At 72.0% G+C, this 17,903-nt stretch carries 18 protein-coding genes; 13 read left to right on the top strand and 5 right to left on the bottom strand.

The window, feature by feature from the left end:
• Positions 1–129 precede the first annotated feature (129 nt).
• From ABZ192_RS01265 to ABZ192_RS01280, 4 genes are all read left to right on the top strand, one after another.
• Positions 130–747: a type 1 glutamine amidotransferase family protein gene (locus tag ABZ192_RS01265; protein ID WP_356922459.1), complete on the top strand. Its 618-nt coding sequence runs from the start codon at positions 130–132 to the stop codon at positions 745–747.
• Positions 744–1,202, top strand: a complete 459-nt coding sequence (locus ABZ192_RS01270; protein WP_356922460.1) for a MarR family transcriptional regulator — start codon at positions 744–746, stop codon at positions 1,200–1,202. The genes ABZ192_RS01265 and ABZ192_RS01270 overlap by 4 nt, the downstream gene beginning before the upstream one ends.
• A gap of 80 nt (positions 1,203–1,282) precedes the next feature.
• The gene (locus ABZ192_RS01275; protein WP_356922461.1) at positions 1,283–3,280 is read left to right on the top strand and encodes a serine/threonine-protein kinase; all 1,998 of its coding nucleotides are present in this window, start codon (positions 1,283–1,285) and stop codon (positions 3,278–3,280) included.
• A 127-nt stretch (positions 3,281–3,407) separates the two neighbouring features.
• Positions 3,408–4,952: a substrate-binding domain-containing protein gene (locus ABZ192_RS01280; RefSeq protein ID WP_356922462.1), complete on the top strand. Its 1,545-nt coding sequence runs from the start codon at positions 3,408–3,410 to the stop codon at positions 4,950–4,952.
• 140 nt (positions 4,953–5,092) lie between these two features.
• Here ABZ192_RS01280 and ABZ192_RS01285 read toward each other — a convergent pair whose 3' ends face one another.
• A complete protein-coding gene (locus ABZ192_RS01285) occupies positions 5,093–5,848 on the bottom strand; it encodes an SLATT domain-containing protein (RefSeq protein WP_356922463.1) in 756 nt (251 codons plus the stop codon).
• A 243-nt stretch (positions 5,849–6,091) separates the two neighbouring features.
• Here ABZ192_RS01285 and ABZ192_RS01290 point away from each other — a divergent pair, with 243 nt between their 5' ends.
• The 4 genes from ABZ192_RS01290 to ABZ192_RS01305 all read left to right on the top strand — a co-directional run bounded on the left by ABZ192_RS01290 (position 6,092) and on the right by ABZ192_RS01305 (position 8,343).
• Complete coding sequence (locus tag ABZ192_RS01290) at positions 6,092–6,433, top strand: YbaB/EbfC family nucleoid-associated protein (RefSeq protein ID WP_078945132.1); 342 nt, start codon at positions 6,092–6,094, stop codon at positions 6,431–6,433.
• Between the two features lie 100 nt (positions 6,434–6,533).
• Entirely contained in the window at positions 6,534–7,133 is a 600-nt protein-coding gene (gene recR, locus ABZ192_RS01295; protein ID WP_003991835.1) for a recombination mediator RecR, read from the top strand.
• A complete protein-coding gene (locus ABZ192_RS01300; protein WP_356922464.1) occupies positions 7,126–7,785 on the top strand; it encodes a DUF5063 domain-containing protein in 660 nt (219 codons plus the stop codon). The genes recR and ABZ192_RS01300 overlap by 8 nt, the downstream gene beginning before the upstream one ends.
• Positions 7,786–7,845: 60 nt before the next feature.
• Positions 7,846–8,343 carry a hypothetical protein gene (locus ABZ192_RS01305; protein ID WP_356922465.1) on the top strand — a complete coding sequence of 166 codons (498 nt, stop codon included), beginning with the start codon at positions 7,846–7,848 and terminating at the stop codon, positions 8,341–8,343.
• Between the two features lie 94 nt (positions 8,344–8,437).
• On the opposite strand, the gene ABZ192_RS01310 is transcribed toward ABZ192_RS01305, so the two are convergent.
• Positions 8,438–9,274 carry a PhzF family phenazine biosynthesis isomerase gene (locus ABZ192_RS01310; RefSeq protein ID WP_356922466.1) on the bottom strand — a complete coding sequence of 279 codons (837 nt, stop codon included), beginning with the start codon at positions 9,272–9,274 and terminating at the stop codon, positions 8,438–8,440.
• Positions 9,275–9,446: 172 nt separating this feature from the next.
• On the opposite strand from ABZ192_RS01310, the gene ABZ192_RS01315 reads away from it, so the two are divergent.
• Positions 9,447–9,974: an SgcJ/EcaC family oxidoreductase gene (locus tag ABZ192_RS01315; RefSeq protein ID WP_356922467.1), complete on the top strand. Its 528-nt coding sequence runs from the start codon at positions 9,447–9,449 to the stop codon at positions 9,972–9,974.
• Here ABZ192_RS01315 and ABZ192_RS01320 read toward each other — a convergent pair.
• Together ABZ192_RS01320 and ABZ192_RS01325 are read right to left on the bottom strand one after the other, a co-directional pair.
• Entirely contained in the window at positions 9,940–11,325 is a 1,386-nt protein-coding gene (locus ABZ192_RS01320) for a HAMP domain-containing sensor histidine kinase (RefSeq protein ID WP_356922468.1), read from the bottom strand. The genes ABZ192_RS01315 and ABZ192_RS01320 overlap by 35 nt on opposite strands.
• Positions 11,322–12,065: a response regulator transcription factor gene (locus tag ABZ192_RS01325; RefSeq protein ID WP_356922469.1), complete on the bottom strand. Its 744-nt coding sequence runs from the start codon at positions 12,063–12,065 to the stop codon at positions 11,322–11,324. The genes ABZ192_RS01320 and ABZ192_RS01325 overlap by 4 nt, the downstream gene beginning before the upstream one ends.
• A gap of 236 nt (positions 12,066–12,301) precedes the next feature.
• Here ABZ192_RS01325 and ABZ192_RS01330 point away from each other — a divergent pair, with 236 nt between their 5' ends.
• The 4 genes from ABZ192_RS01330 to ABZ192_RS01345 all read left to right on the top strand — a co-directional run bounded on the left by ABZ192_RS01330 (position 12,302) and on the right by ABZ192_RS01345 (position 16,918).
• Positions 12,302–13,579 (top strand): aspartate kinase, encoded by a 1,278-nt coding sequence (locus ABZ192_RS01330; protein WP_356922470.1) that lies wholly within the window; start codon positions 12,302–12,304, stop codon positions 13,577–13,579.
• Positions 13,579–14,664 carry an aspartate-semialdehyde dehydrogenase gene (locus ABZ192_RS01335; protein ID WP_356922471.1) on the top strand — a complete coding sequence of 362 codons (1,086 nt, stop codon included), beginning with the start codon at positions 13,579–13,581 and terminating at the stop codon, positions 14,662–14,664. The genes ABZ192_RS01330 and ABZ192_RS01335 overlap by 1 nt, the downstream gene beginning before the upstream one ends.
• A 527-nt stretch (positions 14,665–15,191) precedes the next feature.
• Complete coding sequence (locus ABZ192_RS01340) at positions 15,192–15,767, top strand: SigE family RNA polymerase sigma factor (RefSeq protein WP_010032008.1); 576 nt, start codon at positions 15,192–15,194, stop codon at positions 15,765–15,767.
• Positions 15,768–15,883: 116 nt separating this feature from the next.
• Positions 15,884–16,918 carry a hypothetical protein gene (locus tag ABZ192_RS01345; RefSeq protein WP_356922472.1) on the top strand — a complete coding sequence of 345 codons (1,035 nt, stop codon included), beginning with the start codon at positions 15,884–15,886 and terminating at the stop codon, positions 16,916–16,918.
• A 177-nt stretch (positions 16,919–17,095) separates the two neighbouring features.
• Here the strand turns inward: ABZ192_RS01345 and ABZ192_RS01350 are convergent, their stop codons facing one another.
• A complete protein-coding gene (locus ABZ192_RS01350) occupies positions 17,096–17,890 on the bottom strand; it encodes an SURF1 family protein (RefSeq protein ID WP_356922473.1) in 795 nt (264 codons plus the stop codon).
• Positions 17,891–17,903: the final 13 nt, after the last annotated feature.

The following is a 17,903-nucleotide window of genomic DNA, read 5'->3' on the forward strand; positions in this document are numbered from 1 at the left end:
CCTGTCTGCCGTCGGCGGCATTCCGCGACAGGTTGTCCAGAAGGCCCGGAGTGCATTGACAGCGTGCTGTCTAAATGTCAGGATGCTGTCATAGCCCTTCGGGGTGGAGCCCGGGTCCCAGGAGGAGCCATGAACGCCATCGCAGACCGCAAGCCCGTCCATCTCGCCGTCTACGACACCCTCGCCGACTGGGAGACGGGCCACGCCACGGCCCATCTCGCCCGCGCCGGGTACCGCATCCGGACCGTCGGCCCGTCCACGGACCAGGTCACCAGCATCGGCGGACTGCGCATCCAGCCCGACACGGCCCTGGACGACGTACGGCCCGAGGACAGCTCCCTGCTGATCCTCCCGGGCGCCGACCTCTGGGACACGAGCGATGACCTGGCGCCCTTCGCCCACAAGGCCCGGGCGTTCCTGGACGCGGGCGTGCCGGTCGCGGCGATCTGCGGTGCCACCGCCGGGCTCGCCCGCGAGGGCCTGCTCGACGACCGCGACCACACCAGCGCGGTCTCCTTCTACCTGGCCGCGACCGGCTACGCGGGCGGCGGACGCTACGTCGAGACCGACGCCGTCACCGACCGGAACCTGGTCACCGCGGGCCCGACCGAGCCCGTCGCCTTCGCCCGCGAGATCCTCCGGCTGCTCGGGGTGTACGAGGGCGAGGTGCTCGACGCCTGGTACCGGCTGTTCCACGACTCCGACGCGGCGGCCTACGCCGTGCTGGAGAAGGCCGGGGCGGCATGAGTCGGGAGCGTCAGGACCTGCTCAGCCGCAGCGCCCTCGGGGTGTTCAAGCTGAACGGCCAGTTCCTCGCCGTGGCCGAGGAACTGGCCCGGCCCGCTGGGCTGACCGCCGCCTGGTGGCAGGTGCTCGGCGCGGTCCTGGGGGAGCCGCTGCCCGTCTCCGGCATCGCCCGCGCCATGGGCATCACACGGCAGAGCGTGCAGCGCATCGCCGACCTGCTGGTGGAGCGCGGGCTCGCCGAGTACCGGCCGAACCCCGCGCACCGCCGCGCCAAGCTCCTCGCGCCGACCGGGCAGGGGCGGGCGGCGATCGCCCGGATCGACCCCGGCCACGCGGCCTTCGCCGACCGGTTGGCGCAGGCGCTCGGGGAGGCGGACCTGGCGGAGGCGGTGCGCGTACTGGAACGGCTGTCGAAGGTGCTCGACGAGGTGGGACCGCCTGTTACGGAACCGTAGACATCGTTCGGGCCTGCCCCGCCCGGGCCCCGCACTATTCTCGATCTGTTGCTCACGTGTGGGGGGAAGGCGGCTGAGCGATGGAGGAGCTGGGGTCCGGGGATCCGCCGCGCATCGGTGCGTACCGGCTGTTGGCGCGGCTCGGTGCGGGCGGCATGGGGCACGTGTATCTGGCGCGCTCGGAGCGGGGCCGTACGGTCGCCGTGAAACTCGTGCGCGAGGAGCTGGCCGCGCAGGAGGAGTTCCGGGAGCGCTTCCGGCAGGAGGTGAGGGCCGCGCGGCGGGTCGGCGGGTACTGGACGGCGCCGGTGCTGGACGCGGACACCGAGGCGGCGGTGCCGTGGGTGGCCACCGGATACGTCGCCGGGCCGAGCCTCCAGCAGGTCGTCGGGCACGACCACGGCGCCCTGCCCGAGCGGACGGTCCGCATCCTCGCGGCCGGGCTCGCGCACGCGCTCAAGGACATCCACGCGGCCGGCATCGTCCACCGCGACCTCAAGCCGTCCAACGTCCTGGTCACCATCGACGGCCCGCGCGTCATCGACTTCGGTATCGCCCGGGCCCTGCAGACCGTGACGGACGGCGGGCTCACCCGCACCGGCGCGCTCGTCGGATCGCCCGGTTTCATGGCGCCCGAGCAGGTGCGCGGCGACCGCATCACCCCCGCGTGCGACGTCTTCTGCCTCGGCTCCGTCCTCGCCTACGCCGCCACCGGCGCCCTGCCCTTCGGCACCGCCAACAGCGGCGTGCACGCCCTGATGTTCCGCATCGCCCAGGAGGAACCGGACCTGGAGGGTGTCCCCGAGGGCATCGCCGACCTGGTCCGCGACTGCCTGCGCAAGGACCCCGCCGCACGCCCGTCCCTCGACCGCGTCCTGGAACGCACGGGCGCGGACGACACCGTCTCCGACGGCCGCGCCCTCGACCCGTGGCTCCCGAGCGCCCTGGTCGCCCAACTCGGGCGGCACGCCGTGCGGTTGCTGGACGCGGAGGATCCGGAGGGGGCCGGCTCCGCCGAGGGAGCGGATTCTGCCGAGCCGTCCGCCGGGCAGCGGGGTTCCGGCCCCGACGCGAACCCCGGCCCCGGCCCCACCCCCGAACACGCCCCCGCCGCCGACGAGTCGTCGCAGCGCCCCGCGCTGCCCCCGGCCCCCGTGGCGGCGCCCGCCGCAGCCCTGGGCCCGCCCCCGCCGGGCCCGCCGGGCGAGGGCGCGCCGGTGAACCATCTGCCCACCATGGTCGCCGGTCAGAGCGCACCCCCGGCACCCCGGCAGCCCCCGGGCACAGGCGCCCCCATCCCGTCCCAGCCGCAGCCGCAGGTGCAGCCGCCCCCGCAACCGCACCCGGCGTACGGCTACCCCCAGCAGCACCCCCAGCCCGGCGCCCCCGGCACTCCGGGCGCCGCCTCGCCGTACCACCCCGGCTACGGCGGCCTCGGCTCCACTCCGCCCTACGGTCCGCCGCCCTACGGCACGACTCCGCCCTACGGCCCCCCGCAGGACCCGGGGCGGAGAAACGGCCGCTCCACCGCGCTGCTCGTCGTGATCGCCCTGGTCGTCGCGTTGGCCGCGGGCGGCTCGGTGTACGCGCTGATGCGGGGCGGTGACGGTGACCAGGCGGGCGGTGACCCCACCCCCACGCAGAGCACCGGTGCGCCCCCGACCACGCCGGGCCCATCGCCGACGACCTCGCAGCCGGATCCCTCCGCCTCTCCGGCGGACGGCTCGATCCCGACGGCGTACCTGGGCACCTGGACCACGACCATCGACAACGCCGACGGTCGGCACACCCGCTCGCTGACCATCCAGCAGGGCGAGCCCGGCGACACGGTCCTGTCCCTGGTGGCCGACGGCCCCACGGACGGCGGCGGCAGCTACCACTGCGTGTTCGAGGGCGACTTGGCCGACGCGCCGGACGCCGGCGGCCCGGTGAAGATCGGCCCGTCCACCGTGACCGTCGGGCAGCCGCGCACCGCCTGCACCCCGGGCGCCGCCACCGAGATCACCGTCCTGTCGGACGGCACGCTCCAGCGCGTCAACACGGGCAGCGGGGAGCGGCTGACGTACACGAGGCAGTGACCGACTCCGCGCGGACGGGACGTCGTTGAACGTCCGGCGAATTCGAGCCGACGAATCCCGGATACCCGCTCGTACAGCCGTACGGTGACCGGACGATCGCATTCGTCCGGCGGCGGGGGCACCGACGATGGAGTGGCTGAGCGCGGAGAACCTCGTGGCCGTGGCGACGGCCGTCCTCGGCATCATCGCCTCGGGCGTGATGGTCTGGTACGAGCGCCGGGTACCGCGCCGCAAACGCATCGGCTACCGGGTGCAGATGGACAACCCCATCGGCGACGACGTGCGCTCGGGCCGCGCCAACCGCCGGCTGGGGCTGTTCGACGAGGCGCCCGACATGACGGACGCGACGCTGGTTCTGCTGCGCATCGAGAACGACGGCTCACTGGCCATCGACCGTGACGACTACACCGGCCCCGAAGTCCACGGTCTCACCGCGGTGTTCACCGACCGCACCATCCGCGGGGTCTCGGTCACCCAGCCCTCCGACACCGACCACCTCATGGACCACTTCACCGCGGCCCGGGGCTTCGGCTACGAGGACAACACGCTGCGCATCCCGCGCGTCCCGCTCAACCGCGGTGACTACTTCAAGCTTCTCGTGCTGCTGTCCGGCGGCGACGTGGGCCGGGAGGTGCGGCTGACCGGGGGCCTGCGGGAGGGCGAGGTGCGCCCCAACCGCGCGGCCGCCCCGGACGACAAGCCACCGCTGTTCGGCCGGCCCGCACGGCTGATCACCATCATGCTCACGCTGTGCGTGGTCACGCTGGCCGCGATCGTCGTCGCCCAGGACGACACCCCGCCGCCGATCGGCTGCGCGAGCGGCAGGCTCACCCTCACCGGCTCGACCGCGTTCGCGCCCGTCCTGCGCGAGGTGGCCAGGAAGTACGAGCGGGACTGCGGCGGCGACCCGGACATCGACGTCGACCCGCACGGCTCGACGGCCGGGATACGGGAACTCGCGGCGGCCGGCGCGCAGGCGGCTCGGGACGGGCAGGGCTCGCCGCCGGTGGTCGCCCTGTCGGACGGCCCCAAGCCGGCCGGCCTGCCCGAACTGCGCGAGAACCGGGTGGCGGTGTCGGTCTTCGCGCTCGTGGTCAACGACGACGTACGCCTGACGAACCTGTCCACGGACGACGTACGGCGCCTCTACCGGGGCGAGATCCGCAACTGGCGGCAGCTCGGCGGCCCGGACCTGCCCGTGCACCTGGTCAGCCGCGACGCCAACTCCGGGACGAGACAGGTGTTCCAGCGCCGGGTGCTGGGACGGGGCGAGATCGCCAACTCCTCCGTCGACTGCGTCCACAAGGACGACCCGACGGCAGCCGTCATCCGCTGCGAACTCGACTCGACGGACCAGGTGCTGACCACGGTCGCCGACCTGCCGGGCGCCATCGGCTACAGCGAACTCAACCTGGCCGCCCGCGCCAAGGGCCTGCACGCCCTGCGCCTGGACGGCGACCCGGCCTCCGCCGACGCCCTCGAACACGGCACGAGCGACTACCCCTACCGCGAGATCGAGTACGCCTACACCTACGGCCGCCCCCCGGCCGACTCCCTGGCGTCGAGCTTCCTCACCTACCTCGCCCGCGGCAACGGCCAGGACGTCATCCGCACGCACGGCCACCTGCCGTGCTGGACCCCGCAGGGCCTGACCCTGTGCGCGCAGGACTGACCTTCCGTCCGTCCGCCTAAGCTGCGGGCAGTCGTGCCGCTAGGGGCGACACGGGTGGGCGCAGCGGCACCCCGCAGCGCCGGGCTGCGCACCCACCCGACCTCAGCACCAACCCCGAGCACCAGCAGACCAGGCCCCGCTCACCGAGGCTCCGGCGGCCGCTGCCGGGGCATGTTCGGCCGCGCGCCCCCCGCCGGGGGCACGGAGAACCGCCCGTTGAAACCCCCCGCCTCGCTCCCGCGCCCACCCCCGGGGAACGCCACCGCCTGCAGTCCCACAGGCGCACCCCCGCTCCGGAATTCCCCCACCCACTCCGCCGTCTCCCCCCGCACCAGCTCGCTCACGTCCTCGGAGAACCTCCGCAGCACCCCGAGACACCGCTCGGCCGCCTCACTCGCCGTCCCCTCCGCCGGGCCGAGAACCTCCCGCACGCACTCCGCCGCCCAGTCGAACTGAAGCGCCTGCAACCGCCGCTGCACGGCCTGCGCGGTGGCCACGTCCCGCATCCAGCCCGACGTCACCCCGAAGTACCGGTCGACGGCCACACAGGCCACCCCCAGCAGCAGTGCCAGGCACCCCCAGGGCGCGATCCCGGCCGCGACCCCGGTCAGATCGAGCAGGGGCAGCGCGACCCCGGTGACCGCCCCCGCCGCGGCCCCGCAGCGCAGCACCCGCGCGCACCGCCGCTTCCACACCCGGTCCTCCAGGTACCAGGCCGCCGTCCGCAGCGCACCGCGCTCCACCCACCGGTACAGCTCGTCGAGCCGGACCGCCGGCTCCCCCCAGTCCCCGAGCGGGAAGGCCCGCCCGGTCAGATCGCCCGGCCGCAGCCGGGCCGCCCCCTCGCCCCGTCCGTCCTGAGGCGGCCTCTCGGGCTGCATCTCCGGCTGACCCACCCGGCACTCCCTACTGACCACGCTGCGTGACAAGTGACACACACGACGCACACGCGCCGGACCCTTCCTACCCCCCAACGGGTGGCGAAGATGCAGCTTTCGCCGCTTTTCCGCCCGGAAGTATTCCTTGATCGGTTATAGGGCGCGAGGGGAACTCACTCGAAAGAGTGCTGGGGCGACGGCAGGCCCGACCACGTAGGCTCGTGCCGAACGGGAAAACCCGTACCGAGCAAGGAGCTGATCGTGATCCCCGGTGGTGGCCAGCCCAATATGCAGCAGCTGCTCCAGCAGGCCCAGAAGATGCAACAGGACCTGGCACAGGCGCAGGAGGAACTGGCGCAGACGGAGGTCGACGGCCAGGCGGGCGGTGGCCTCGTGACCGCGACCGTCACCGGCGCCGGCGAGCTGCGCAACCTGAAGATCGACCCGAAGGCGGTGGATCCGGAAGACACCGAGACCCTCGCCGATCTGGTCGTGGCGGCTGTGCAGGCGGCCAACGAGAACGCGCAGGCGCTCCAGCAGGAGAAGCTGGGCCCGCTCGCACAGGGTCTGGGCGGCGGCGGCATCCCCGGACTGCCGTTCTGAGACGCCCGCCGCCTTCCTCGGACAGGCGGCTGACAACTACGGTACGTACGGGAAGGCCGTACGGCGCGAACGACCTCGATGACCCAGGAAAGGCAGTCCGTTGTACGAAGGCGTGGTCCAGGACCTGATCGACGAGCTGGGGCGGCTGCCCGGCGTCGGTCCCAAGAGCGCCCAGCGGATCGCCTTCCACATCCTGCAGGCGGAGCCCACGGACGTGCGGCGGCTCGCCCAGGCCCTCATGGAGGTCAAGGCGAAGGTCCGCTTCTGCGCGACCTGCGGCAACGTCGCGCAGGAAGAGCTGTGCAACATCTGCCGCGACACCCGCCGCGACCCCGCCGTCATCTGCGTCGTCGAGGAGCCGAAGGACGTCGTGGCGATCGAGCGCACGCGTGAGTTCCGGGGCAGGTACCACGTCCTGGGCGGCGCGATCAGCCCGATCGACGGGGTCGGGCCGGACGACCTGCGGATCAGGGAACTCCTGGCCCGCCTGGCCGACGGCACGGTCACGGAGCTCATCCTCGCCACGGACCCCAATCTCGAAGGCGAGGCGACCGCCACGTACCTCGCCCGCATGATCAAGCCCATGGGCCTGAAGGTCACCCGCCTGGCCAGCGGCCTCCCGGTGGGTGGCGACCTGGAATACGCGGACGAGGTGACCCTCGGTCGCGCCTTCGAGGGGAGACGACTCCTAGATGTCTGACGCCACGCTGCACGCGACCGACCAGAACCCGGACGACTTCGCCGTCCAGATCGCGGACCAGGTCGAGAGCTTCCTGGTCGCCGTCACGGAGATCGCGAAGGGCGCCGAGCCGGAATCGGCCGTGCCCTTCCTGCTCCTGGAGGTCTCCCAGCTCCTCCTGGCCGGCGGCCGTCTCGGCGCGCACGAGGACATCGTGCCCGACGAGCGCTACGAGCCCGACCCGGGCCCCGAGCCGGACGTCGACGAACTCCGCGAGAACCTGGCCCGCCTCCTCGACCCCGTCGACGTCTACTCGGAGGTCTTCGACCCCTACGAGCCCCGCAAGGCGCCGGTCCCGGCCCGTATCTCCGACGACCTCACCGACGTCATCACCGACCTGCGTCACGGCATGGTCCACTACCGGGCCGGCCGCACCACGGAGGCCCTGTGGTGGTGGCAGTTCTCCTACTTCTCCAACTGGGGTTCCACCGCCTCCGCGACCCTGCGCGCCCTCCAGTCGGTCCTCGCCCACGTCCGCCTCGACCAGCCCCTGGCCGAACTCGACGGCCTCGACACGGACCAGGACATGGGCGACGACACCCTGGAGATCGAGGCGGGCCGGGTGATGGCGGAGGAGATCGCGGGCCCGCTGGGCCTGCGCCCGGCCAAGTAACCGCCCGCGCCTCAACGGCTTTTCGCACCACAGCCCGGCCCCGAGCGCGATGATGGCCGTATGACCGGTCAGTCGAAGGCATTGATGTGGACGGGTATCGGGCTGTGCGCCGCCGGGGCCCTGGGGCTCGTCGTCGGAGCCGTCCTGGACGTCGAGGCGGCGGATCCCTGGGCCAGCGTGGCAGGCGGTGTCGCGGCGCTGATCGGCCTGGCGCTCGCGGTGTACGCCGGGTTCCAGGGCTCGACGGGGACGTCCGGTACGTCCGGTGGTGGTACTGGTACCCCTGGTACTCCCGGTTCCCCTGGTTCCCCTGGTCCTACTGGTACGACGGTGAACGCGAGCGGCGTGAGGTCCGTCGCCGCCGGCGGGAACATCGGTACGGCGTCGACCGGCGACGGCCCGGGCACCCCCGCGCCCGCCCCGCCGGCGAACCCCTCGGCCCCGCCCCCGCCCCCGCCTGCTTCCACGCCTGCGCAGCCTCGGAACGTCACCGCCTCCGGCGAGCGTTCCATCGCCGCGGGCGGTGACATCGACTCCGCCTCCACGGGCGACACATGAGCACGTCGGCGGAGGCAACTCGCCCTGGAGCGGGTCAGCGTCGGCTCGCTGTACCACCTGAGCGGCCGGACACACAGACTCACGAACCGCCCTCTCAGAGCTCGACGGCCGTGCCGGTCACGCCGATGCCCGTGTCCAGCTCCGCCGGTACCGTCACCGTGATCGTGCTCGGGCGTCCCATGTCCGCGCCCTGGTGGATCGTCAGGGTTGTCGGCGGGGAGACGAGGCCGAACTCCCGCAGGTAGCCGCCGAACGCGGCCGCCGCCGCCCCCGTGGCCGGGTCCTCGACCACACCGCCGGGCGGGAACGGGTTGCGGGCGTGGAACACCGTGGGGGACTCCCGCCAGACCAAGTTGACGGTGGTCCAGTCCCTGTGGGCCATGAGGGCGCCGAGCGCGGCCATGTCGTAGTCCAGGTCGGCCAGCCGGTCCCGGCTCGCGGCGGCGATGACCGGGTGCCAGGCTCCGGCGAAGGCCGCGCGGGGCGGCAGCGCCGGGTCCAGTTCCCCGGCGGACCAGCCCAGGACGGCGAGCAGCTCGGCCAGATCGGCCTCCTCGATCGGTGCCGTACGCGGTGCGACGCTCACCAGGGTCGCCACGAGGGTGCCGTCCGCCGCCCGGTCGGTGGTGACGGTGACAGGGCCCGCCGCCGTGCGCAGCCGCAGGCGTCCGGTGCCGTGCCGCTGCGCGTGGGCGACGGCCGTGGCGATCGTCGCGTGGCCGCAGAACGGCACCTCGGCGAGCGGGCTGAAGTACCGGACGTCCAAGGCCCCGTCGCCGGATGGCACCACGAACGCCGTCTCCGAGTAGCCGACTTCGGCCGCTGTCGCCAGCATCGCCGTGTCGGCGGCCCCGGTCGCGTCGAGCACGACACCCGCGGGGTTGCCGCCCTTGGGATCCGTGCTGAATGCCACGTAGCGCAATATCTCCATGCCCAGACGGTAGCGTCCGGCTCCACGTCACGCTTCGTGATTTGGGGGCTCCTTGTACACCCCCTGTACGTCGGCTGCACGGCCCCTAACCGGTGAACCACGAACCTGGAGTCACTTCCACCGCAGAGGAAGCGGAGGCAAGTCAACTCCCCTCGATGTCACTGGAGATGTCATGAACCGCCACCCCGTACGCCGTCGCATAGCCGTCGTCACCGCTGTCGCCGCCTTGGCCGCCGGCACCTTCGCCGTCGGTGCCGGTGTCGCCGGAGCCGACTCGCGCGGCGCCTCCGGGAAGACGTCCGCCAAGACGGCCACCAAGGCCCAGGTGCTCGGGCTCTTCGACCAGTGGAACGCGGCGCTGCAGACCGGCGATGCGCAGAAGGTCGCCGACCTGTACGCGAAGGACGCGGTGCTGCTGCCGACCGTCTCCAACAACGTCCGTACGGACAGAGCCGAGATCGTCGACTACTTCGAGCACTTCCTCAAGAACAAGCCGGTCGGCACGAAGGTCGAGTCGGTCGTCAACGTCCTCGACCGGGACACCGTCATCGACACCGGTGTGTACGAGTTCGCGCTCACCGACCCCGGGACGGGCGCGAAGAACACCGTCAAGGCCCGCTACACGTACGCCTACGAGAAGCAGGCCGACGGCACGTGGCTGATCGTCAACCACCACTCCTCGAAGATGCCCGAGAGCTGACCGCCCGGAGGGTGATGGTCACGCACAGACCACCCCCGGGAGCGTCCGTCAGGGCCACGGTTCCGCCGTCGTCCGTCGCCAGTTGCCTGACGACGGCGAGACCGAGACCGGAACCGCCCTTCCCGGTCAGGCCCTGGCCGCGCCAGAAGCGGTCGAAGGCGCGGGACTTCTCGGCGTCCGACATGCCGGGCCCCTCGTCCAGGACCGACACCCCCACCACATCGCCCCGGGGGTCCACCCGCACGGTGATCGTCCCGCCGTCCGGTGAGACCTCCAGGGCGTTGGAGAACACGTTGTCCAGCATCTGGTCCAGATGACCCGGGCTGGACAGCACGGACGGCCGGCCGTCGGTACTCCCCCTGAGCGCGACGGTGACTCCGCGCTCGTCGGCGGCCGGTCTCCACACGGCGAGCCGCTCCCGCACGATGTCCAGCAGCGGGAGCGGCTCGGCCGCCGTCACCTTCGCCTCGGCCCGGGCCAGCACCAGCAGGCCGTTGACCAGGCGGTTCATCCGGACCACCTCGGCGGTGGCCTGTTCCACGTCCTCCCGGACGAACTCGTCGTCCACACCGTCCGCGATGTTGTCCAGGGACAGCCGCAGGGCCGTGAGCGGGGTGCGCAGCTGGTGCGAGGCGTCCGCCACGAAGTTGCGCTGGGCCCCGATCAGGGTGTCCAGGCGTTCCGCGCCCTGGTTGAGGGTGCGTGCCAGCGTCTGGGTCTCCGGCGGGCCCGTCACGGGGGAGCGGGCGGTCAGGTCGCCGTCGCTGAACTTGCTCGCCATGTCGTTGAGCTGGCGCAGCGGGCGGGTGAGGCGCCGCGCCACCCCGACACCGAGCAGGGCGGCCACCACGAGGACCAGCACCGCGAGGATCGCCCGGAAACCCCAGATCGTCCACAGGCGGTCGGTCATCTCGTCCGTCGAGTACACGATGCGCACGGCGCCGACCTGGCGGTCCTCCCCGGCCTTCTTGGCGGGGACCGTGATCACCAGGTCGGGGCCCCAGATGAAGGAGGAGCCCCAGTCGGTCGTCGCACGGTTCCGGTCGAGGGCCGCGGTCAGGGCCGCGTCCTCCCGCGCGCGGAGCAGGCCCGGGGCGCAGCCCGCAGCTCCGGTCACCTGGACGTCGCCGGGCGTCTCGGCGGCGTACGCGGTGGCCATCTTCTGGAGTGCCTCGCACGAGGTGGAGTCGCCGTTGGCCAGCAGCAGCGCCATGGTCTTGGCCTCGCGCAGCACGGAGTCCGCGGTGTCGCCCCGCAGCTGGGAGGTGAGCGAGAAGGCCACCGGCACCGTGAACAGGGCGATGGCGATCGCGACGAGGAAGATGTAGCTGCGGACGAGCTGGCGGATCATGAGGCGCCGCTGCCCGTTGTGGTGCTCGGGCCGCCGCCGTCCGTTGCGGTACGAGGCTCGCCGCCGCCGTCCTCGACGATCTCCAGCCGGAAGCCGACACCGCGCACCGCCTCGATCGTGATCGCGCCGGCCAGCTTCCTCCGCAGTGCGGCCACGTGCACGTCCAGCGTCTTCGTCGGCCCGAACCAGTTCGCGTCCCAGACCGCTTCCATGATCTGTTCCCGCGACATCAGCGCCCCGGGCTCCTCGGTGAGGAAGGCCAGCAGGTCGTACTCCTTGGGGGCGAGGGCCACCTCCGCGCCGTCGAGCCGCACCCGGGCCGCCTTGCGGTCGACGGTCAGGCGGGGGCCGTAGCGGTCGGGGCCGTTCCCGGCTGCGGGGCCGCGGGGCTGCGCGCGGCGCATGACCGCGCGGATCCGTGCGATGACCTCGCGGACGCCGAACGGCTTGGAGACGTAGTCGTCGGCGCCGATCTCCAGGCCCACCACCCGGTCCGTCTCGTCGCTGCGGGCGCTGATCACGATGATCGGGACGTCGCCGCGCTCGCGCAGCGCCTTGCAGACGTCGAGGCCGTCGGTGTCGGGCAGGCCGAGGTCGAGCAGGACCACGTCGTAGGGGCTCGTGTGGTCCAGCGCCGCCCGGCCCGTGGTGACCCACTCCACCTCGAAGCCGTAGCGCTTCAGGCCGCGTCTGAGGGACTCGGCGACCGGTTCATCGTCTTCCACCAGGAGTACGCGCACAGGCGAACCCTAGTGCTTGAAAGTTGAGGCACAGCGGACGGCCCGTGTGCGATTGTGACGCCGGGCACTTTCTCGCGTGGCCTGTGCCCAGGTGGGCATGAGCAGACCTGAACGAGTACCCCGGGAAGTCTCACCATGCGATATCGCGGAGGGGTTTTTCGGACGCTCGTTAGACTGAGCCGACCGCAGTACGAATGCGTATGAGCGGATAGAGACGGATTGAGCGAGGAGCGCACGTGGGCCTTGTCGTGCAGAAGTACGGAGGCTCCTCCGTAGCCGATGCCGAGGGCATCAAGCGCGTCGCCAAGCGGATCGTGGAAGCGAAGCAGAACGGCAACCAGGTGGTTGCCGTCGTTTCCGCGATGGGCGACACGACGGACGAGCTGATCGATCTCGCCGAGCAGGTTTCCCCGATGCCTGCCGGGCGCGAGCTCGACATGCTGCTGACCGCCGGAGAGCGGATCTCCATGGCACTGCTGGCCATGGCGATCAAAAAGCTGGGCCACGAGGCCCAGTCGTTCACCGGCAGCCAGGCAGGTGTCATCACCGACTCGGTCCACAACAAAGCCCGGATCATCGACGTCACGCCGGGCCGGATCAAGACCTCGGTGGACGAGGGCAACATCGCGATCGTGGCGGGCTTCCAGGGTGTCAGCCAGGACACCAAGGACATCACCACGCTCGGCCGCGGCGGCTCCGACACCACCGCGGTGGCCCTCGCCGCCGCCCTCGACGCCGACGTGTGCGAGATCTACACCGACGTCGACGGCGTGTTCACCGCCGACCCGCGCGTGGTGAAGAAGGCCCGGAAGATCGACTGGATCTCCCTCGAGGACATGCTCGAGCTGGCGGCATCCGGGTCGAAGGTGCTGCTCCACCGCTGCGTGGAGTACGCCCGCCGGTACGACATCCCGATCCACGTCCGGTCCAGCTTCAGCGGACTTCAGGGCACGTGGGTCAGCAGTGAGCCGATTCAGCAAGGGGACAAGCAGGTGGAGCAGGCCATCATCTCCGGTGTCGCGCACGACACCTCCGAGGCCAAGGTCACGGTCGTCGGCGTGCCGGACAAGCCGGGCGAGGCGGCCGCGATCTTCCGGACGATCTCGGACGCCGAGATCAACATCGACATGATCGTGCAGAACGTGTCCGCCGCCTCCACGGGTCTGACGGACATCTCCTTCACGCTCCCCAAGGCCGAGGGCCGCAAGGCCATCGACGCCCTGGAGAAGAACAAGGCCGGCATCGGCTTCGAGTCCCTGCGCTACGACGACCAGATCGGCAAGATCTCCCTCGTCGGCGCCGGGATGAAGACCAACCCGGGTGTCACGGCCGACTTCTTCAAGGCGCTGTCCGACGCCGGTGTGAACATCGAGCTGATCTCGACGTCCGAGATCCGCATCTCGGTCGTCACGCGCGCCGACGACGTGCCCGAGGCCGTCCGCGCCGTGCACACCGCGTTCGGGCTCGACTCCGACAGCGACGAGGCCGTCGTCTACGGAGGCACCGGCCGCTGATGGCAGGCCTCCGACGGGCCGACGGGTCCGGCCGGTCCGGGCGGCCGACGCTCGCCGTCGTGGGAGCGACCGGGGCCGTCGGCACGGTCATGCTCCAGATCCTGTCCCAGCGGGCGGATGTCTGGGGCGAGATCCGACTGATCGCCTCCCCGCGCTCGGCCGGCCGCAAGCTGGCCGTGCGCGGCGAGGAGACCGAGGTCGTGGCCCTCACCGAGGAGGCCTTCGACGGGGTCGACGTCGCCATGTTCGACGTCCCCGACGAGGTCGCCGAGCGGTGGGCGCCCCTGGCCGCCGCCAAGGGCGCGGTGGTGGTCGACAACTCGGGCGCGTTCCGGATGGACCCGGAGGTGCCCCTCGTGGTGCCCGAGGTCAATCCGCACGCCGTGCGGATGCGCCCGCGCGGCATCATCGCCAACCCCAGCTGCACGACGCTCTCCATGATCGTGGCCCTGGGCGCGCTGCACGCCGAGTTCGGGCTGCGCGAGCTGGTGGTCTCCTCGTACCAGGCGGTCAGCGGCGCCGGCCGCGCCGGCGTGGCGACGCTGCGCCAGCAGCTGTCCCTGGTCGCCGGCACGGAACTGGGGACCAGCCCCGGTGACGTACGGCGGGCCGTGGGGGACGGCACCGGGCCGTTCCCGGAGCCGGTCGCGCTGAACGTCGTGCCGTGGGCCGGGTCGCCGCGCGAGGACGGCTGGTCGTCGGAGGAGCTGAAGGTCCGGGACGAATCCCGCAAGATCCTCGGACTGCCGAGCCTGCCCGTGGCCGTCACCTGCGTCCGCGTACCGGTGATCACCACGCACTCGCTGACCGTGCACGCCCGCTTCGAGGGCGAGGTCACCGTCGACAAGGCCCGCGAGATCCTCGCCACGGCGCCCGGTGTCGTGCTGTTCGACAACCCGGCCGCGGGCGAGTTCCCCACCCCCGCCGACGTGGTCGGCACCGACCCGACGTGGGTCGGGCGGGTCCGGCGGGCGCTGGACGACCCGACGGCGCTCGAACTGTTCGTGTGCGGGGACAACCTGCGCAAGGGTTCCGCGCTGAACACCGCGCAGATCGCCGAACTGGTGGCCGCCGAGCTCTCGTGAGGTGCCGAAACCCTCGCGGGTTTTCGGGAAGTTTCGCCGCGCCGAAATCCCCCGCCGCCTGTCATAGGCGGTTTGTAGGATCTGTGTACGACATGTGAGCCGATCGATGGTCCGGACCACTTGTCCAGGAGCCCATCGGCGTCCGAGGATTTACCTCCCCGCCCTCCGCAACCGCGCGGAGGGCGGGGAGCGTCTTTGCGGTCGCCCTTCCGGGCCGCGGGACGTGCATTCAGGCGTGGGGACGCCTGGAACCGGGCGTGGGGACGCCCGTTCACATATGGACATAGGGGAAGAGCGGGACGCATGAGGGCATTTGATGCACCACCGGTTGTGCTGCCTGACGCGGGTAGACCGTCGACGGCCGAGGTCGGCGTGAAAGTGATGCCCGGCACGTACAACCCTCACGGGGGGGAGCGTGTCCAACAGGCGTGGCAGAGGTACTCGACTTCAGCGCGGCACGCGGCACGGTCATTCGACCGCCCCGTCCGGCGGCTCTACGACCCCGCATGTCCGGTACTGCCGGTGGCATGCCGGTGATCGCGCCCGTGCCCGCAGCGCGGCCGGCCCGCATCCCGAACCAGCGTGACGGCGCCGAGGACGGTGTCGCGGCCGGGACCACCGTCGACCACCTCACCGAGACCTACCGGGCGCACTACCGCTCGCTGCTCGGTCTCGCCGCCCTCCTCCTCGACGACACGGCCTCCTGCGAGGACGTCGTCCAGGAGGCCTTCATCCGTGTCCACTCGGCCCGCAAGCGGGTCCGCGACCCCGAGAAGACCCTGGCCTACCTGCGTCAGACGGTCGTCAACCTGTCGCGCTCGGCGCTGCGCCGCCGCATCCTCGGCCTCAAGCTGCTGTCGAAGCCCATGCCCGACATGGCGAGCGCCGAGGAAGGCGCGTACGACCAGCTGGAGCGCGACTCCCTCATCAAAGCGATGAAGGGCCTCCAGCGCCGCCAGCGCGAGGTGCTGGTGTTGCGCTACTTCGCGGACATGACCGAGGCTCAGGTCGCCGAGACCCTCGGCATATCCCTGGGCTCGGTCAAGGCCTACGGCTCGCGCGGCATCGCGGCGCTCCGGCTGGCCATGGAGGCGCCGGCATGAGCGACGGCAACGGCGCGCCCCGCGACGGGCGCGACCGGCACGAACCTTTCGAGTGGCACGAGCCGACAAGGCTGCACGGGCAAGATCCGAAGCAATCGCACGCTGGGAACGGAACTGTGAACCACGGCCTGGACGACCCGAGCCCCGAGGGGTTCGACTCGGACGAGCTGGACCTGCGCACGATGCTGCACCAGGTGGTGCAGGAGGTGGAGCCGCGCGACGGCACCCTGGACTATCTGCGCAAGGCGGTGCCCCAACGCCGGGCCCGCAAGCGGCAGGCCGTCGTCGGCATGGCCGCCGCCGCGCTGTTCATCGGCACCGCCGTACCCGCCCTGGTGCACGTCTCCAACTCCACCGGCTCCGAGGCCAATCCCTCCGCGATCGGCCACGCCTCCGAGACCCAGGGCAGCGCCGGCCAGGGCAAGGGCCCGGACGGCGGCGAGAGCACCGCGGGCAGCTCCCCCGGCAAGACCGAGGGCAAGGGCAAGGGCGACAAGAAGGAGAAGGAAAAGGAAGGCAAGGCCACCGGCGGCGCCTCGACCGGCGCGTCCCAGGGTGCCGGCCCGTCCGCCACCACCGCCGTCGGCATCCCGGCGTGCACCGCCGCCCAGCTCGGCCCCGCCTCCGGCAGCAGCGTCGCCCCCGACTCCACCGGCGCGGTCTACGGCACCTTCCGTGTCACCAACGTCTCCGCGGCGAGCTGTACGGTCACCGACCCGGGGTCAGTGGGCGCGCTGGCGCAGGGTTCGGCCGACGCCACCAAGATCGGTGCGGCCCGGCACACGGCCGGGGACGCGGCGGCCGGCCTGCCCGACCCGTCTCTGGAGGCCGCCCAGCTGGAGCTCGCGCCGGGCGCCGCCTACGACGTGAAGTTCGCCTGGGTCCCCACGGAGACCTGCCCCACCCCCGGCGGCGACCCGGACCCCGACCCGACTCCCGACCCCACGCCGACGCCGGACAGCGGCACCACGGGCGGCACCACCACCGGCGACACGGGCACGGCCCCGCAGCTGGCCACGGAGGACGGCACGGCCGACGGCAGCGTGGCGGTGACGTACACCCCGGCAACAGGCTCGGGCGGGACCTCGGTGACGGTGCCCAACGCGTGCGCGGGCACGGTGTACTGGACGGGCGTACTGGCGGCCTCCTAGCCGCGCTGAGCTGCGGGCAATCGTGCCGCTGGGGCGGCTCCCGCCCCCAAGAAGATGGCACCTCGCCTGAGGCCTTGAGCTGCGGGCAATCGTGCCGCCAAGGGCGGCACGGGTGGGCGCAGCGGCACCCCGCACCGCCGGGCTGCGGACCCACCCGGCCTCAGCAGCGACGCCGAGTCACTTCACTCCGGCGTCCGCAGCGACAGGCTCCTCCTCCGCCACCAGCCCAAGCTCCGCATCCCGCGCGAACTCGATTTCCCGCCGCAGCAACCGGAACCACATGAAGATCACAAACCCCACGAAGGCGAACCACTCGGCGGTGTAACCGAGGTTCTGGAACGCCTTCAGATCCAGCCCCGTGTCCGGCGGCGCACTCGCCGGCACCGCCTTCATCCCCGAGTCACCCTCCGCCAACGTGACCCACGCGTCGTACACGTCGTACGGCACCAGATTCACCAAAGACGCCGCACTGATAGCCCCGGTCTGCCCGGCCGGCAGACCGCCCTGCGCGCTGACGCCGTTGTCACCCGGCGTCTCGGACGCCTGCAGCGCCCCCGTGACCGTGACCTCACCGGCGGGCGGCGCGGGCGCCTTCCCCGCGTCGGCGCCCCCGGGCAGCCAGCCCCGCACCACCGGCAGCGCCTCACCCGAGTCGGTGCGCAGCAGCGTCAGGACGTAGAACCCCTGCTTGCCGTCGAGCTCCCGGCCGGGCACCAGCAGCTGCTTGCCGTAGCGGCCGGTCGCGGTGACCAGCTTGCCGGACGTCGCCTTGGTCACCGGCAGCATCTCGCCGAGCGGCCGGGGCGCCTCGTGCCGCGCCTCGGAGACCTGCTCGGTCGCCGTGCGGTGGTCCTGCACCCGGTCCTCGAACCGGCCCAGCTGCCAGGACCCCATGAAGATGCAGAAGGGGATGGACAACAGCACGAAGACGTTGATCCCCCACCATCGGGGCGTCAGCAGAAACCGGTACACACCCTTACGGTAC

It is taken from the genome of Streptomyces sp. NPDC006235, from assembly GCF_040613735.1.
GTDB lineage: Bacteria > Actinomycetota > Actinomycetes > Streptomycetales > Streptomycetaceae > Streptomyces.

Excerpts from the sequence above, each read along its gene's own strand:
- ABZ192_RS01270 (WP_356922460.1), top strand. The coding sequence starts at position 744 with ATGAGTCGGGAGCGTCAGGACCTGCTCAGCCGCAGCGCCCTCGGGGTG.
- ABZ192_RS01265 (WP_356922459.1), top strand. The coding sequence starts at position 130 with ATGAACGCCATCGCAGACCGCAAGCCCGTCCATCTCGCCGTCTACGAC.
- ABZ192_RS01315 (WP_356922467.1), top strand. The coding sequence starts at position 9,447 with ATGAACCGCCACCCCGTACGCCGTCGCATAGCCGTCGTCACCGCTGTC.
- ABZ192_RS01335 (WP_356922471.1), top strand. The coding sequence starts at position 13,579 with ATGGCAGGCCTCCGACGGGCCGACGGGTCCGGCCGGTCCGGGCGGCCG.
- ABZ192_RS01305 (WP_356922465.1), top strand. The coding sequence starts at position 7,846 with ATGACCGGTCAGTCGAAGGCATTGATGTGGACGGGTATCGGGCTGTGC.
- ABZ192_RS01280 (WP_356922462.1), top strand. The coding sequence starts at position 3,408 with ATGGAGTGGCTGAGCGCGGAGAACCTCGTGGCCGTGGCGACGGCCGTC.
- ABZ192_RS01310 (WP_356922466.1), bottom strand. The coding sequence starts at position 9,274 with ATGGAGATATTGCGCTACGTGGCATTCAGCACGGATCCCAAGGGCGGC.
- ABZ192_RS01340 (WP_010032008.1), top strand. The coding sequence starts at position 15,192 with ATGCCGGTGATCGCGCCCGTGCCCGCAGCGCGGCCGGCCCGCATCCCG.
- ABZ192_RS01300 (WP_356922464.1), top strand. The coding sequence starts at position 7,126 with ATGTCTGACGCCACGCTGCACGCGACCGACCAGAACCCGGACGACTTC.
- ABZ192_RS01275 (WP_356922461.1), top strand. The coding sequence starts at position 1,283 with ATGGAGGAGCTGGGGTCCGGGGATCCGCCGCGCATCGGTGCGTACCGG.
- ABZ192_RS01320 (WP_356922468.1), bottom strand. The coding sequence starts at position 11,325 with ATGATCCGCCAGCTCGTCCGCAGCTACATCTTCCTCGTCGCGATCGCC.